At 33.1% G+C, this 15742-nt stretch carries 12 protein-coding genes; 5 read left to right on the top strand and 7 right to left on the bottom strand.

Features of this window, described 5'->3' with window-relative positions:
• Nucleotides 1-106: 106 nt before the first annotated feature.
• Nucleotides 107-1843 carry an ABC transporter ATP-binding protein gene (locus tag ABJF52_RS06470; protein ID WP_348148020.1) on the bottom strand — a complete coding sequence of 579 codons (1737 nt, stop codon included), beginning with the start codon at nucleotides 1841-1843 and terminating at the stop codon, nucleotides 107-109.
• Between the two features lie 147 nt (nucleotides 1844-1990).
• Between ABJF52_RS06470 and ABJF52_RS06465 the strand changes: the two genes are divergently transcribed.
• Both ABJF52_RS06465 and ABJF52_RS06460 read left to right on the top strand, forming a co-directional pair.
• Nucleotides 1991-3352, top strand: a complete 1362-nt coding sequence (locus ABJF52_RS06465; protein WP_348148017.1) for a sulfatase-like hydrolase/transferase — start codon at nucleotides 1991-1993, stop codon at nucleotides 3350-3352.
• Nucleotides 3353-3442: 90 nt separating this feature from the next.
• The gene (locus ABJF52_RS06460; RefSeq protein ID WP_348148014.1) at nucleotides 3443-5116 is read left to right on the top strand and encodes an AAA family ATPase; all 1674 of its coding nucleotides are present in this window, start codon (nucleotides 3443-3445) and stop codon (nucleotides 5114-5116) included.
• On the opposite strand, the gene ABJF52_RS06455 is transcribed toward ABJF52_RS06460, so the two are convergent.
• From ABJF52_RS06455 to ABJF52_RS06445, 3 genes are all read right to left on the bottom strand, one after another.
• On the bottom strand, nucleotides 5109-5780 hold the full coding sequence (locus ABJF52_RS06455) for a hypothetical protein (RefSeq protein ID WP_348148011.1): 672 nt from the start codon (nucleotides 5778-5780) through the stop codon (nucleotides 5109-5111). The genes ABJF52_RS06460 and ABJF52_RS06455 overlap by 8 nt on opposite strands.
• A 62-nt stretch (nucleotides 5781-5842) precedes the next feature.
• A complete protein-coding gene (locus ABJF52_RS06450; RefSeq protein ID WP_348148008.1) occupies nucleotides 5843-6583 on the bottom strand; it encodes a GDSL-type esterase/lipase family protein in 741 nt (246 codons plus the stop codon).
• A 103-nt stretch (nucleotides 6584-6686) separates the two neighbouring features.
• Entirely contained in the window at nucleotides 6687-7148 is a 462-nt protein-coding gene (locus ABJF52_RS06445; protein WP_348148005.1) for a RidA family protein, read from the bottom strand.
• Between the two features lie 757 nt (nucleotides 7149-7905).
• On the opposite strand from ABJF52_RS06445, the gene ABJF52_RS06440 reads away from it, so the two are divergent.
• Nucleotides 7906-9243: a Gfo/Idh/MocA family oxidoreductase gene (locus ABJF52_RS06440; RefSeq protein ID WP_348148003.1), complete on the top strand. Its 1338-nt coding sequence runs from the start codon at nucleotides 7906-7908 to the stop codon at nucleotides 9241-9243.
• 75 nt (nucleotides 9244-9318) lie between these two features.
• On the opposite strand, the gene ABJF52_RS06435 is transcribed toward ABJF52_RS06440, so the two are convergent.
• A complete protein-coding gene (locus ABJF52_RS06435; RefSeq protein ID WP_348148000.1) occupies nucleotides 9319-9969 on the bottom strand; it encodes a hypothetical protein in 651 nt (216 codons plus the stop codon).
• 238 nt (nucleotides 9970-10207) lie between these two features.
• On the opposite strand from ABJF52_RS06435, the gene ABJF52_RS06430 reads away from it, so the two are divergent.
• Nucleotides 10208-10933, top strand: coding sequence for an energy transducer TonB (locus ABJF52_RS06430; RefSeq protein ID WP_348147997.1), 726 nt, complete (start codon nucleotides 10208-10210; stop codon nucleotides 10931-10933).
• A gap of 89 nt (nucleotides 10934-11022) precedes the next feature.
• On the opposite strand, the gene ABJF52_RS06425 is transcribed toward ABJF52_RS06430, so the two are convergent.
• Nucleotides 11023-11919: a metallophosphoesterase gene (locus ABJF52_RS06425; RefSeq protein WP_348147994.1), complete on the bottom strand. Its 897-nt coding sequence runs from the start codon at nucleotides 11917-11919 to the stop codon at nucleotides 11023-11025.
• A gap of 203 nt (nucleotides 11920-12122) precedes the next feature.
• Between ABJF52_RS06425 and ABJF52_RS06420 the strand changes: the two genes are divergently transcribed.
• The gene (locus ABJF52_RS06420) at nucleotides 12123-14495 is read left to right on the top strand and encodes a GAF domain-containing protein (protein WP_348147991.1); all 2373 of its coding nucleotides are present in this window, start codon (nucleotides 12123-12125) and stop codon (nucleotides 14493-14495) included.
• 24 nt (nucleotides 14496-14519) lie between these two features.
• Here the strand turns inward: ABJF52_RS06420 and ABJF52_RS06415 are convergent, their stop codons facing one another.
• Nucleotides 14520-15704: a Pycsar system effector family protein gene (locus tag ABJF52_RS06415; protein ID WP_348147988.1), complete on the bottom strand. Its 1185-nt coding sequence runs from the start codon at nucleotides 15702-15704 to the stop codon at nucleotides 14520-14522.
• Between the last annotated feature and the right edge of the window lie 38 nt (nucleotides 15705-15742).

Here is a 15742-nt window from a genome sequence, read left to right as displayed (position 1 = left end):
ATGATTTTGAAAATTGGTGTTAACAATTTTGCTAAAAGCATATATTAAGGGGTGAAATTATATTGATTGTCAGTTGTAAGTTTTAGGTTTTAATAAAGAATTAATGTTAAATTCTTGCTTGATAGGTAAATAAATTATGATATCTGCCTTCTTTTGTAATTAGCTCATCATGCGTTCCTCTTTCTGCAATTTTACCATCTTCAATAACTAATATTTTATCAGCTTTACGTATTGTACTTAGGCGGTGAGCAATAACGAAAGTAGTCCTGCCTTTTGTGAGTTCAGCTAAACTTTTCTGAATTAATGCTTCACTTTCAGTATCTAAATTTGAAGTGGCTTCATCTAAAATTAATATTTTAGGATCAGCAAGAACAGCCCTCGCAATAGCAATTCGTTGTCGTTGCCCTCCCGATAACTTAACGCCCCGCTCACCAATTAAGGTGTCTAAGCCATCATCAAAACGATCAGTAAATTCATTAACATATGCCGAGGTAACTGCATTTTGTAATTCTTCTTCATATGCGTTTGGCCTTGGGAATAGAATATTCTCTCGAATAGTGCCTTCAAAAAGGAAATCATCCTGCAAAACAACTCCTAAATTTTGACGAAAACTGCTGAGGTTAACTTTTGATAAATCGTTACCATCAATGGTTATTTTGCCAGATTGCGGATTTAAAAAACTTGCAGCCAATCCAGCAATCGTCGTTTTTCCTGATCCTGAACTACCCACTAGAGCAACAACTTCTCCCGATTTAGCAGTAAAACTAATGTCGTGCAGTACTTCTTTATCTTCTTCATAGGAGAAAGAAACATTATCAAAGGCCATATTTCCCTGGAGCCCCTTTAATTCTATGGAGCGATCTGTTTCTTCATCCTCAGAAATTTCATTCATTAATTCCTCAGTTCGGTCTAAACCGGCTAATGCCTCAGTTAGTTGGCTGCCAATATTACTCATCTGAACGATAGGTGCTACCATAATACCTAAAAGTACTGTGAACATCAATAGATCACCTATGGTTAATTCGCCCTGTATTATTTTATAACCACCATAACCCATTACGCCCGTAGTCGCAATACCGATGAGAAACGTGGAGGAGCTGGTCATAAAAGCCGTTGTTGTTAAACTCTTTTTTACATTTTGAAAAAGTTCATCAACGCCTTCTTCAAATATTTTATGCTCTTGAGTTTCAGAATTAAATCCTTTTATAACTCGAATACCACCTAAAGTTTCAGTAAGCCTTCCTTTTACTTCGGCATTTATTTTTCCTCTGTTTCTAAAAATAGGTCTAATAATTTTAAAGGCTTTTAAAGCGATAACTGCAAAAATTGCTAATGGAATAAAAGTGAACAGCGTCATCGTTGGGCTTATGCCTAACAATAAAATTAAGGAAACTATCGCTGTAATGGTACCACCAACTAATTGAACTAACCCAGTGCCAATTAAATTTCGAACCCCTTCAACATCCGACATAATTCGCGAGACCAATGCTCCAGATTTTGTATTGTCAAAAAATCGGATAGGTAACGAAAGTACTTTCTTTTGTACTTGGGCTCGTAATTCTGAAATTAAAAACTGAGCTTGAACACTTAAAATACGAGTTAATAAGAATGAGGTTACAGCTTGCACTAAAATGGCTAGTATTACTCCTGTTACCAGTAGTTTTAGCATTTCTATATCTTTATTTGCAATTACATCATCTACTAAATGTTTTGATGCTATCGGAGTAACGAAACTGGCGGCTTTACTGATAATAATTAATAACAAGCCAACAAAGACAAGATTTTTTCTGGGCCAAATAATGGTTTTGAAGGCCTTTAATATGCTTACTTTTTTATCTGCCATAATCATCAATTCAATAATCGACAAAGTTAACCTAAAATTGATGATGGAAAAATGCGCGCGTTTAACAGTTAAAAATTAGTATTTAGTTTTAATCTCTATTATTTTCACCATTCTGGAATTTCATTCACTAACTATTTATTCTCACTTATGAAATATCTATATTTCTTATTCTTTTTTAGCATTGTTTGGTGTGTTGAAACTTACGCTCAAAAACAATCTAAAAATTTGAGTAAACCCAATATCCTTTACATTTTAACAGATGATCAAGGTTATCATGACGTATCTTATTACGGAACGAAAGATATTCGAACTCCTAATATTGATAAGATTGCGGCTTCGGGAATGAGATTCGATAACTTTTATGCTAATTCTACAGTTTGTTCCCCGACACGAGCTGCAATTCTCACGGGCCGGTATCAAGATCGAGTAGGTGTGCCTGGTGTAATTAGAACATATAAAGAAGATAATTGGGGGTATCTTGACCCAAAGGCAACACTCTTACCTACAGAATTAAATAGGGTAGGGTATACCACAGCAATAATTGGCAAATGGCATTTGGGGCTGGAATCACCAAATATTCCTACCGATAGAGGATTTGATTATTTCCACGGTTGGCTAGGTGATATGATGGATGATTATTGGAAACATCGACGCCATGATATTAATTATATGCGATTGAATGAAGAAACTATTGACCCCGAAGGGCATGCTACGGATCTCTTTACAAATTGGTCTGTAGATTATATTACTAATCAAGCGAAATCTGAGCAACCGTTTTTTTTGTATCTAGCATATAATGCTCCTCATTTTCCTGTTCAACCTCCCCAAGAATGGCTAAATAAAGTGTTGAAAAGGGAAAAAAATATAGATCCTATAAGAGCTAAGCTTGTTGCATTTATTGAGCATATGGATCATGGAATAGGAAAAGTGATTAAAGCATTGAAAGATAGTGGGCAATATGAAAATACCATAATTGTTTTTACAAGTGATAATGGTGGTCACTTACCAAGTAAAGCAAATAATGGACCTCTACGTGATGGTAAACAGAGTATGTATGAAGGAGGATTAAAGGTGCCCACATGTATTAGTTGGCATGAGAAAATTGAAAAAGGAAGCATTTCTAAAAATAATTGGATGACTATGGATATTTATCCAACATTGTTAGAAATAGCTGGAACTGAACCAAAAGATAATATTGAAGGAAGAAGTTTACTACATGAATTAAATGGTGTAAAGTTAAATAGTGACTCAGAGCGATCTTTTTATTTTGTGCGTCGTGAAGGAGGAACTTGGTATGGAGGACAGCCTATTTATGCTATTCGAAAAGGGGAATGGAAATTGTTGCAAAATAGTCCTTACAAACCTTACGAATTATACAATTTATCTACCGACCCCCTTGAGGAAAATAATTTAATAGAACAGGAGCCAGAAAAGTACAGAGAGTTGAATTCAATTTTAATGAAACATATTCAAGTTGGCGGTAGTGTACCTTGGCAAAAAAGTAAATGACCTTTATATATAAAATCTCTTAAGTGGTAACTAAGAACTTTGTTTTCATATAAAAAAACTATATTGTATTTCTTACAATAAATTCTACAAGTGCAACAAGAAAAGGCCTTAGCATTATTAAAATCTGGTAAAAATGTATTTTTAACAGGTTCTGCCGGTACAGGTAAAACTTATGTGCTAAATCAATATATTTCTTATTTAAAAGAACGTAAAGTGCCTGTGGCAATTACGGCATCTACAGGTATAGCAGCGACGCATATGAATGGCATGACAATACATTCATGGGCAGGTTTTGGTATTAAAGATCGTTTGTCTCGTGCTAACTTGGTAACTATGCGTACTAAGAAATATCTTAAAAAACATCTGGAGGAATCTATGATTCTGATAATAGATGAAATTTCCATGTTGCATAAGAAGCAACTAGATATGGTAGATCAAGTACTTTGTTTTTTTAAAGAGGATGATCGAGCTTTTGGTGGTATTCAAATTATTGTTTGTGGTGACTTTTTTCAGTTACCACCAATTGGAAGAAATGACGAAAGAAGTAAAGACAAGTTTGCATTTATGTCTAAGGCTTGGCTAGACGCTAGATTAAATGTATGCTACTTAACAGAACAATATCGTCAAGATGGTGATAATGTTTTAAATGAAATTTTGAATGAAATTCGTTCTGCAGAAATTACCCATCGAAGCATAGAATTACTTAAAAATGCAGAATCTAATCTGTTAAATCAAGATGAAGTTCCCACAAAACTTTTTACACATAATGCCGATGTAGATCAATTAAATTTAATAGAATTAAATAAATTAAAAAGCAACGCTAAAAAGTTTAAAGCTAAAACTAAAGGCAATCAAAAGCTTGTTGAAACTTTAAAGAAATCAGTTTTAGCTCAAGAACATTTAGAATTAAAAGTTGATGCCAAAGTAATGTTTGTTCGCAACAACCCAGAACAAGGGTATGTAAATGGAACTTTAGGAAAGATTATTGAGTTTAGTGCTGATGGATATCCAGTAGTTAAAACGATACATGGTAAACGAATTACAGTGCGACAAGAAACTTGGGGGGTACATGACGATCACGGCAAAGTATTGGCAAGTTTAGATCAAATTCCTCTGCGGTTAGCCTGGGCTATTACTGTTCATAAATGTCAAGGAATGACACTAGACTCAGCCATGATCGACTTGTCGAAAACCTTTGAGAACGGACAAGGTTATGTTGCACTATCGCGATTAAAAGATATTGATAATCTTCAGCTTTCAGGTTTTAATGAAATTGCATTACAAGTCGATGGTTTAGCTTTAAAAGCGGATAAACGATTTCAGGAGCTTTCTGAAATAGTTGATGAGGAAAACGATATAAAAACGCTTGAAGCTCAAGCGCAGTTATTTATAAAAAATTGTGGGGGCTTAACAGATGCAGACGAGATTAAAAAACATTCTAATAAAGTAAAAGAAAAGAAACAAAAGAAAAAGTCAACATATTTAATAACTCTAGATTATTTAAAAAAGAATATGTCTTTAGAAGATATTGCAATTGAACGTGGACTTTCTACAGGAACTATTGCAGGTCATTTAATTCGATTACGTGAAGATCACCCTGATGAAGATTTAGATTTTTATCGCCCAGATGAGAAATTGTTGAAAAAAGTTGCAAGTGTAGTAGCAAAACAAAAGGATGGACCACCAAGTCAGAAGTATGTATTCGAGACCTTAAATAGAAAAGTTAGTTATGATGATATTAAGTTGGCCTTGGCGTTTATATAAGTAAATTCTCCTCTTTGGTTACTATAAAAGTCGCCACTGAGCCTTCTGATAACAACCATTTGTTCGAATAAATTAATTTTCCTTCGTCATCATAGACATCTACTTGCGCAGTGTTAGGGCTGGAAGTACCTTCATTAAGTGCTTCAAACTCAATTCTATTAAAGCCTTTTACAAGGTCTACATTAACACCTTTAAAACCTCCTGTTAATAGTATGTTTGCGTCAACTACCCTGTCATTTACTGAAATTTTAACACGGTCCCCATCAACGTACTCGTGATCTCTGCATACAATACCTATAAATTTGCCATTGTTTTTGATATCTCCTAAATATTGATTGCCAAAAAATTGGTTATCTCCTTCTTTATCATAATTATTTCCAATTTTAGGGTCAATCTTCATTCCTTCACCAGCTTGTACCAACTCTCTTTTAGGTAGCATACTAACAGGATTTTTCTTTTTCGATAAATCTTCATTAATAGAGGGTTCTTTATCTATTACAGAAGGAATATTTAAAGAAGTTCCTTTTTGCTGTGTACCTTTTTCATCTAACTTGTTCGCAGCTTCTATTTTTATGGGATTGTCAATCGGTAGGTCTCCACCTTGAGCAAAACTATTGTATGACAGTAGTATAAAAGAAAATAAGAATAAATACTTCACCGACATTTTTAGCGATTTATACAGCGATAAAGATAACAAATACCTTGCCACGGGAACTTAAAGCGTTGTTAAAAGCCTATTTTTTCGATGATTGTACTGGTAATAAGTTGATGGCCATTTGTATTTGGGTGTATTGGATCAGAATCGTAACACTCAAATCGATTATTAAAAAGGGGTGTATGAATATCTATTTTGTTGATTATTGAAGTATGATTAGTAGATAAAACAATGTTCTCAAACTCCTTAAGCACTTCGGTTTCATATTCTGGATATGGATTTAAATAGCCATAATCTTCAATTGCATTGGTTTGTATTTTTGAAACTACATCTAAAGCAATTGGTGGTGGAGTTAGTAAAATAACACTGATATCTACTTTTTTCATTCGGTCTAAAAAACGTATTACACCCTTTTTATAGGTGCTAAATAATTCATCGGATGGTGGACCATAAATACCACAATTAATTCCATAACAAAAGAAAGCAATATCCAGCGGTGCTTTTTTAAGTTCACTTTCTAATCTATCAAAAAGAAACGGTCTCGGTCCTGGATGAACTTTTTCAGTAAGTCCTGTAACAGTTTCACTCGAGCGTCCATAATTTATAAACTCTAGGTTTAATTCAGGATTTGAGTTGTTAAATGAATCTTGTAACATTTTTACATAACCATCTTTACTAGCAGTAATGCTGTCTCCAAAACAACCAATAATTTGGTTTTTACTAAATGGTGCTTTTTTGTCTTCTGTACAGCCAATTAACGTAGTTCCAGCCATTGCTAAAAATGAGTGCTCTATAAATTGGCGCCTATTCATAAATCAAGATGTTTATTAAAATAACGATTAAGGGTTATTTTTATTTGTGTGTTGTATGTTAATTTAAATGGAAATCTTTAGAAGTTATGTTTTAGTTAGGGTGTTAATTCAATTCAAACATAGCCTCAACTTCAACTGGAATACCTCCGGGAAGAATCATTCCTACTGCGCTGCGTACTCCAACACCATTATCAGCACCAAATACATCTGACATTAATTCACTAAAACCATTAATTACTAAAGGTTGATCTCCAAAATCTGGAGTAGAATTTACCATGCCTAAAGTTTTTACGATACGTTTTATTTTATCAACACTCCCAAAATGCGCTTCAATTGTAGCTAACATGGTAAGTCCAACTTGTCTCGCACCTAATTTAGCTTGTTCAATATCCATATCATCACCAGCTCTTCCAACCATTAATGTGCCATCTGATTTCATAGGCCCTTGACCTGATATGTATAAAAATTTATCAACCACAAGAACTGGTTTGTACAGTCCTGCTGGGGGTGGTGCTGGGGGCAATATTAGACCTAAATCTTTTATTCTTTCTGAAGGACTCTTCATATTTACAATTTAAATTAATGTGTTTTTAAATATACTATTTTGTAGTTTATTATTATTACTATAAAGATTTTTTAAACATAAAAAAAGACCTCGAATGAGGTCTTTTTATTGATAAAAAGTTTGGTTTATTAATTTTGGATTTCGGGTGATAGATATTTGTAGTTATTGCCAGCCAGTATAGCCCCTACAATAGGTGATACCCAAAATAACCATAATTGAGCCATTGCTCAACCACCTACTTCAAAGTTCGCAAGGTTTGTAGCTATTTGATATAGCATCACAGCTCTGACTATGCCACTCAATACTTATGAAAAATAGAGGGTATTAAATCTTTTGCATTGAATCTTTCACTCATCCACAGTACTTTAGATATAGCATCCAGTTATGTGACGAATAGCATAGACGATGATAACCATGGTAAGTCGAAAAGCTAATGTTACTCCAACAATTCCAATTTCTAATTCTGGAAATCCTGCTGCTAGTATTGTACTTTTACAATCGCTTTGTTATTGATTTATGTGAGATAATTTTAGGATTCTTTTAAAAAAATATAAGCGTCAGTCATGTAATATTTTGAGGAGAAAGATAGAATGCCTTGTATGGTATATTAATTTTTAACAAAAAAAAAGTACCGTTAACGTTAACGAAATAAATTTTTGTAGTAACTTTCTACTGTTATAATCTAAATGAGGAGTCTTTTTTTATTGAAATATTTATTTCGATTGTAGCTATTTTGTATAATTTAAAACCAATAAAAATGAAATCAACTAGGAGGTCTTTTATAAAAAAAACCGCTGTTGCTAGTTCTGCAGTAATTACTGCGCCGACGATTATTTCAGCAAGTGTTTTTGGTGCAAATGACAGGATTAATGCCGCAGTTTTGGGTGTTAATGGTCGTGGTAAAAGTCATATTAAAAGTTTTATGGCTCAAGATAATGTTCGGATTACACATTTGTGTGACCCAGATATGAATTTGCTAAGAGAACGTCAAAAATCATTCAAAGAAACCTACAATAAAGACGTGTCTTTAGAACAGGATCTTCGTAAAATCATGGATAACAAAGACATTGATGTTATTAGTGTGGCAACGCCAAATCATTGGCATGCACTATCTGTAATATGGGCATGTCAGGCAGGAAAAGATGTTTACGTAGAAAAACCAGGTTCTCATAATATATGGGAAGGTCGCAAAATGGTCGAGGCCGCACATAAATACAATCGTATTGTTCAGCATGGGGTGCAACTTAGAAGTTCACCTGCTGTTAATGAGGCAATAGAATTGATGCGTGATGGATATATCGGAAGAGTTTATATGGCTCGTGGTCTCGTTTTTCGTTGGAGAGGCGATATCGGTGATCAAGGATTTTCCCCTGTACCTAAAGGTGTTGATTATGACTTATGGACTGGTCCAGCTCAAAAACGTCCTTTTACAAAAAATTTAGTTCACTATAATTGGCATTGGCATTGGGATTATGGAAATGGTGATGTTGGAAATCAGGGTATACATGAAACAGATTTGTGCATGTGGGGCTTGGATGTCGGACTCCCAACAAAAATTACTTCTATGGGAGGTAAATTCTTATGGGATGATTGTAAAGAGGTTCCTGAGGTGTTAACTTCTGTATATAACTATCCAGAAGAAAGAAAAATTATACAGTTTGAAGTCCGTCCTTGGTGTACTAATACTGAAGACGGTGCTACTGTTGGTAACATTTTCTACGGGGATAAGGGTATTCTTGTAGTAGATGGTTACGATAAGTATAAAACTTACTTAGGTAAAGATCGTACTCCCGGTAAATCTGGTGAAGATGGAGGTCCTTCAGGAACAGGAATGGATCGTGGAGATGGCGGTACAGATGGGCATTTTGCTAATTTTATTGAGGCCGTTAGAAAACGGGATTCTTCTATTTTGAACGGTCCTGTTGAAACAGCACATCTCTCATCTGGTTTAGCACATTTAGGTAACATTGCTTATCGCTTAGATCGTGTACTTACTTTCAACCCTAAATCAGAATCTTTTGTTGGTGATTCGGAAGCGGACAAAATGTTGAGACGTAATTACCGTCCAGGTTTTGAGGTGCCAGAAAATGTATAAATAATTGGTGTTTTATAGTTAAAAGGGGAAGAAACTTACATCTCTTCCCTTTTTTTATAACGTAGAATGTAAATTTTACTCTCCTAATTCGGTAATTTTCTTTTCGTATAATTTTTTACTTTCTACAACTGCAAAATTTAATTCTTGCATGATGCCATCTACACGGCCTTCAATACTTTTCATCTGATCATTTATATTATCAAAAGAATTTAAGGCAGCTGCAACCTCAAGAGCTTTAACTACTTCGACTGCATCACCATGTAATAAGCGTAATTTGTCAATTGCTTTAGATGTATTTGTAAGTGTACCATTGTATTTAGTTCGTGCTTTTTCAATTGCCGCTAATAAAGTTTTTTTACTTTTTTCATCACTAAGGCTGTTGGTTTGTGTATCCATTGCTGAAAATAAGTTTGATGCATGCTCCTTAAGGTCCTCGTATTCCTTATTAAGGTTTTCTACGCGTTTATTAACCTTTTCCCAATCGCCATAAACTTTTGCAAATTCTTTATCTTCATTTTTGGTGTCTTCTAGTGCAGTTTTAAGTGCATTAAGAGTCTCTAAACCTTTGTTTACATTTTTATTAGCAGTTTCTTTCTTTTTTTCAAAAGATGATACTGATGATTTAAATTTATCCTTTAAACGTATTAAATCTTCAGGACTTTTATTCTTCCAACAGGAAACAAATAGCAAGGAAATTAGTGTAATGGCAAACGTCTTTTTTAGCATTTTGTGAATAGTTATATGTGTTAGTGTGCTTCAAAAATAATGATTTCTGAGTTCATGAAACTGTAGACATTGTATTATAATAGGTTATACAATCGATGTTATTAGTGGAGCTAATACTGCAAAAAATCAGTTTTACTATAAAAAATGGATAGCATGAGAAGATTTAGCTCTAAACTGATAATTATCATATTTATTCTGGTGTAACTATTTTAATTTCAGGTGATTAAATTTAATTATCATGGAACTAAAAAAGAATCCTAATGCAGACTTAAACCGAGATAGTAACCTTTTTTTTGTAATTGGGCTAGCGCTTGTACTTTTTACAACATGGCAAGCTTTAGAGTACAAGACTTATGACAAAATTGACACATTTGAAGAACATTTAAATGTTGTTGATGAATTAAAAGAAGAAGTGCCAATAACTGAAACCTTAAAAATGCCTCCTCCCCCAGCTCCTCCGGCAGCACCCGAGATAATTGAGATTGTAGAGGATTCTGATGAAATTGAAGAAACCATCATTGAAAGTACCGAAATAAATCAAGATACTGAAGTGCATGCGGTTATAGAAGTGGATGAGGTAGCAGTAGAGGAGGTAGAGGAAGAAATTTCCGTGCCCTTTTCAGTTATTGAAAATGTGCCAATTTATCCAGGATGCAATCATTTAACGAGTAATGCGGAACGTAGAAAATGTTTTCAAGAAAAAATACAAGAACATGTTAGAAAGGAGTTTAAGTATCCTAGTGTTGCAATGGATTTGAATATTCAGGGTCGTGTTTATGTGCATTTTGTTATTGATTCCAAAGGAAATATAACAAGAATACAAACAAGAGGTCCAGATCAAAATTTGGAAAACGAGGCAAGAAGAATTATAGTTGCCTTACCAAAGATGACACCTGGAGGTCAACGTGGTAAAGCGGTGAATGTACCTTATAGTATTCCAATCACTTTTAAATTGGAGTTATAAATCCGTTTTGGGATGAAGATTATTTTTTGTTTACAACGCGACTACTAGTTATTAGCTTAGGAATTTATTTCCTAAGTAGCGATATGATTTTAACTGTTTATATAATCTTTTAATTTCTGAGGACCTTCTAGTAAAATTCGTATAATTTTAAGAGTGCCATCTTCGGTTGAGGCTATTTGCCATTTTATTAATGAGATTTGTCCGTTTTCAATTTCAATGCCAGTAATGCTTCTAGGATGTACACAACTACCATCGTTAAAAAGTGGTATTTGTCCCGGTTCTGGAAATCTAGGTCTATGGGTGTGACCTACAACTGTAAGTAATAAATTATTTGCTAAAATCCATTTTTTTAGGCGACGTTCTACTTTTCTAAGTTCGGTATAATTTTTGGCCGGACTAGTAGGATCTGCTATTCCCCAAACTTGCAAAGGCTTCCATAAGACACGTACTAAAAATCTGCCCCATCGCCAAAATGTATAATTCCACCAATCTGCTTGATGACCATGGGTTAGAAAAATCTCCTGATTGTTTTCGGAATGCTTTAGTAAAATTGCCTCATTGTATGTTATACCTTCAAACAGCTCTTTGTCTTTCTCATCTATTGGTTCAAAATAGCTCGATAGATTTTTTTTAACATAATTAGGGTCTTTGTACACCATATCATGGTTGCCCCAAATCATATGCAATCTGTTTTCTAAATGAAATTGTTTTAGCAATTTGTACACATTCTTATGGGCTTCAAAAATAGATTCAAAGCTTAAATTTTCCCATAACTCGTCGCCGTCACCTAATTCAAAATATTGAAATCCCTCTATATAGTAATGTTTGAGGGCATGGTAGTAAATGTTTCTATTGTTGGCGAATTCATCGGCAAAACTATTGTCACCACGGTGGCAATCACTAAAAAGTATAAATTTTGAATTATCATCAAAAGGTATCGTTTTGGCATTATTATAAGCACGGGTTAACCTCGAATTTGATGACATCAATTATTTTTATATAAATATCCGAAAAAACAGGTTAAATGCATTGTTTGTGGTCTTTTTAAATGTTTTAAAGTAACTGATATAAGGATAATAAACAGTGTTTTAATTGCTTATTACCTGTTATAAGTTACAGATAGGCGTACTTTAACATATTTATGTTAAATCTTTTGTAATTTTATCGCAATAATAACGTCAAATAAAGCATGGGATATATTGATGCCAAAGAATTGCCATTGCAACAATATGTAAGTTTCAATAAATTATTGAAGCATTACGAAGTTGTGGCTAAAGGTGATGATGAGTTTTTAGCTGAGAGAGCTAGATTTATCTTGAAGGCACAAGAACCTTATCCTGAATTGCGAGAAGGCTTTACAGATATTTCTTTATTGCAAAAGCATGAGAAATTAATACAATTGATGTTACGCGATTCTTTTCCTGAGGTATTAACTAAAAATGAAATTAAAGCAGCATCACTTCCTTATGAAGATATTGTTTTTAATTCCTCTGAACGTTTTCAGCAAATAATTAAAGATGCTGGTTTAGACTTTATTCCAAAAATGCGAGAATTACCTGATGACGAAATGTATGTTTTGGCATGTTCTGTAATTCTTAATTTTTACTATGGGGTTAATGTTGATTTTAAAAGACCTTTTTTTTACGACATTCCTGATGTGAATGGTATAATGAAGCATTATAGAATTCTTTATAATGCAGATTTTATTGAAATATTACCCACTGAAAATGCTAAGAAATTATCTCAGAGCGATATTGAACAACTATTAGATAGTTATAATGATATAGAATTATGGAAAGAGAAAATCCCTCCAAATAGCTTTATTTCAAGGGGATTTATTGTTATGAATATGTTCGATGTTACTACCGAACATTCGATTTCTGAAATTAAATCTAATCTTATTTCAAAAGGTTCTGAGAATGATAATGTCATTCTAGAAAAATTTACAGAAACATTTCGATCATTTTTTAATTTAAAAGGGGTTAACGCAAGTTTTGTGGTATATAACCCATCAGAAAACCAATTTGAACAAGTAATTGGTAAAAATACTAAAAGTGTTTTATTACAAAATCATGATTTTGTTTCGTGCCGTTCTGTTTTATGTGATGGATCTTATGAAGCTTTATTAGATGATAATAAGTATTTTGCAATTTCAGATGTTGATAAAATATATGATGAATCTAATGGGCCCTCGTTATATAAAAATTTGAAGGAGGAAGGACTTAAGAGTGCCATTTTTGCTCCTATTGCTAGTGATAATAATCTTCTAGGAGTTTTAGAAATAACGTCGCCAAATAAAGGAGAACTTAATAGTATAAATGCGCAACGGTTAGATCAAATAATGCCTTATATTATTTCAGCTGTTCTTCGTGCCAAAGCTGAAGAAGAAAACTTGATAGATGCAATAATACAAAATGAATGTACTTCTGTTCATTCTTCTGTTTATTGGAAATTTCAAGAAGAGGCTAAAAAGTTTATTAAAGACAGTAACTTAGGTTTACAACCTTCATTTAATGAAATAGTTTTTAAAGATGTTAGCCCACTTTATGGACAAATAGATATTAAAGACTCTTCAAAGGCTCGGAATGAAGCAATTCAACGCGATTTGATGATTCAATTATCAACCATAAGTAACGTATTAACTCAAGGCTGGCAAAAATCCAAACTACCTATTTACGAAGAATTAATTTTTAGGGTAGGTAATCATCTCGAAGAAATTAAAGTATCGCTGCACACGAATAGTGAACAGTCAATATTTGATTTTGTAAACAAGGAAGTTATTCCTGTTTTCAATCACCTTAAAACTCAGAATAAGAGCATTGCCAAACTTATAGAGAGTTATGAGGAAAAAATTGATGCTGATACTAATTCATATTATGATCATAGAAAAAACTATGATGAAAGTGTGATGATTATTAATAAGAAGTTAGCTTCTGTAATTGACAAGAAGCAAAGTAATGCGCAAGAAATGTATCCGCATTTTTTTGAGAGATATAAAACTGATGGCGTAGAGCATAATATGTATATTGGTGATAGTATTACAGGTGAACGTAGTTATGAACCTTTGTACTTAAACAATTTACGACTTTGGCAATTACAAGTAATGTGTGATATGGAAAACACGCATTATCGTTTAAAGCCAGACCTACCTGTGCCATTAGATGTTGCTTCATTAATTTTAGTTTATAATACTTCTTTATCTATTCGATTTAGAATGGATGAAAAGCAATTTGATGTTGATGGCACCTATAATGCTAGATATGAAATAATAAAAAAACGTATCGATAAATCTTTCATAAAAGGTACTAATGAAAGACTTACACAAACAGGTAAAATGGTTATTGTTTATTCTCAAAAAAGTGATGAACTTGAGTATTTGAGATATATTAAGTTTTTAAAATCTAAGGGTTATTTTACAGGTAAAATTGAGATTGTAGAATTACAAGGTTTACAAGGAGTGTCTGGATTAAAAGCAATTCGAGCTGAAATTTTGTACAAAAAGGACAAAAAATCAGAAACAACATATACCTACGACGATTTAATGGAAGAGTTGAAAGCTTAAGCAAATTCTCTTTATTGGAAATTTTTATCTGGGAACCCCATTATAATAGAATGATAGTCCAAACGCAAGTACCGATATAATTATACCCAACATAAAAACAGTATAAGTCCAACGTAGAATTTTGTACTTTCTGTTTAAAACTAAACCTAGAAAATATAGGTCTTTCGTAAGAGAGCTGTAGATATATTCTTTGTCTTTGACCAATTCTTGAATCGCCCACTCATATTCCGCTAAGCTCATTTTATGAAAATTACCAAAAAATAGTAGATTTACTTTTTTGTCTTCAACATCTTTTTTTGTGAATTTTCCACTTGTAATATTTGGCCTTGTTGCTAAAACTGCCATTACCATAGATACAACACTAAATATTACAAATATTGCCGCAGGATATATTAAATACGCATTAGAAGGATTATCTAACTTCGGAATTAAATTGGCTAATGATACAGATATTATAATCGCATTTACCGAGAGTAAAATATTGGCTTTTGTATCGGCAATATCACTTAGTGTAATATGATTTTTTAGTGTAACTCTAAACAACGTTTGAATTCCACGGTCTGGACTTTCATTTTTATATTTTGCCTTTAATTGTTCTTTTTTGGCAATAGCTTTTTCGTCCTTTCTTTCTTTTAAAAGTGTTTTTAAGTTTTGCTTCTTTGTCTCTTCCCAATTCTCTTTGGCATAATCGGTGTAAAATGAATGTTCGTTTTCTAACATTTCTATATTAACATCGCGCCATTTTTTACTCGAAAATTCGGCCAAGCCTAATAGCGATAATTCTTCTCTTAAATATTCTGCTGTTTCAAAATAACTTCTTTGTCCGAAATGAGAACAATCGGCATCACGGATAATTTGTTCCGAAAGGGTTTGAGGTTTGTAATTTCGTTTTGTAGCGCGAATAATTTGCTCAACCTCTTTTATTCCGTCGGGATTATATTCATTATCCACAAGAAATTTATGCGCTATTTTACAACTACTTTCTTCATGTTCGTTTGGTCCCAAGGTGTAACCTGTGTCATGAAACCATGCAGCAATTAATAGATGTTCGTTTGCAATATCATTAAGATTATTAGCAGCTATTAATTTTTTAGTACTTTTTACTATACGTTGTGTATGTTTTAAATTGTGATATAAGTATTTTGAATCGAGCTCTTTTGATAATAAATTGCTAGCGTATTGTTCAGCTTTATCAATAATTTCAGACATAATATGCAGTTGAAACATCCAAATTACAAAAATTTAAA

Origin of the sequence: Aurantibacter sp., assembly GCF_039941195.1 — a bacterium.
Lineage (GTDB): Bacteria > Bacteroidota > Bacteroidia > Flavobacteriales > Flavobacteriaceae > Aurantibacter_A.
This window is presented reverse-complemented; position numbering and strand designations above follow the sequence as displayed.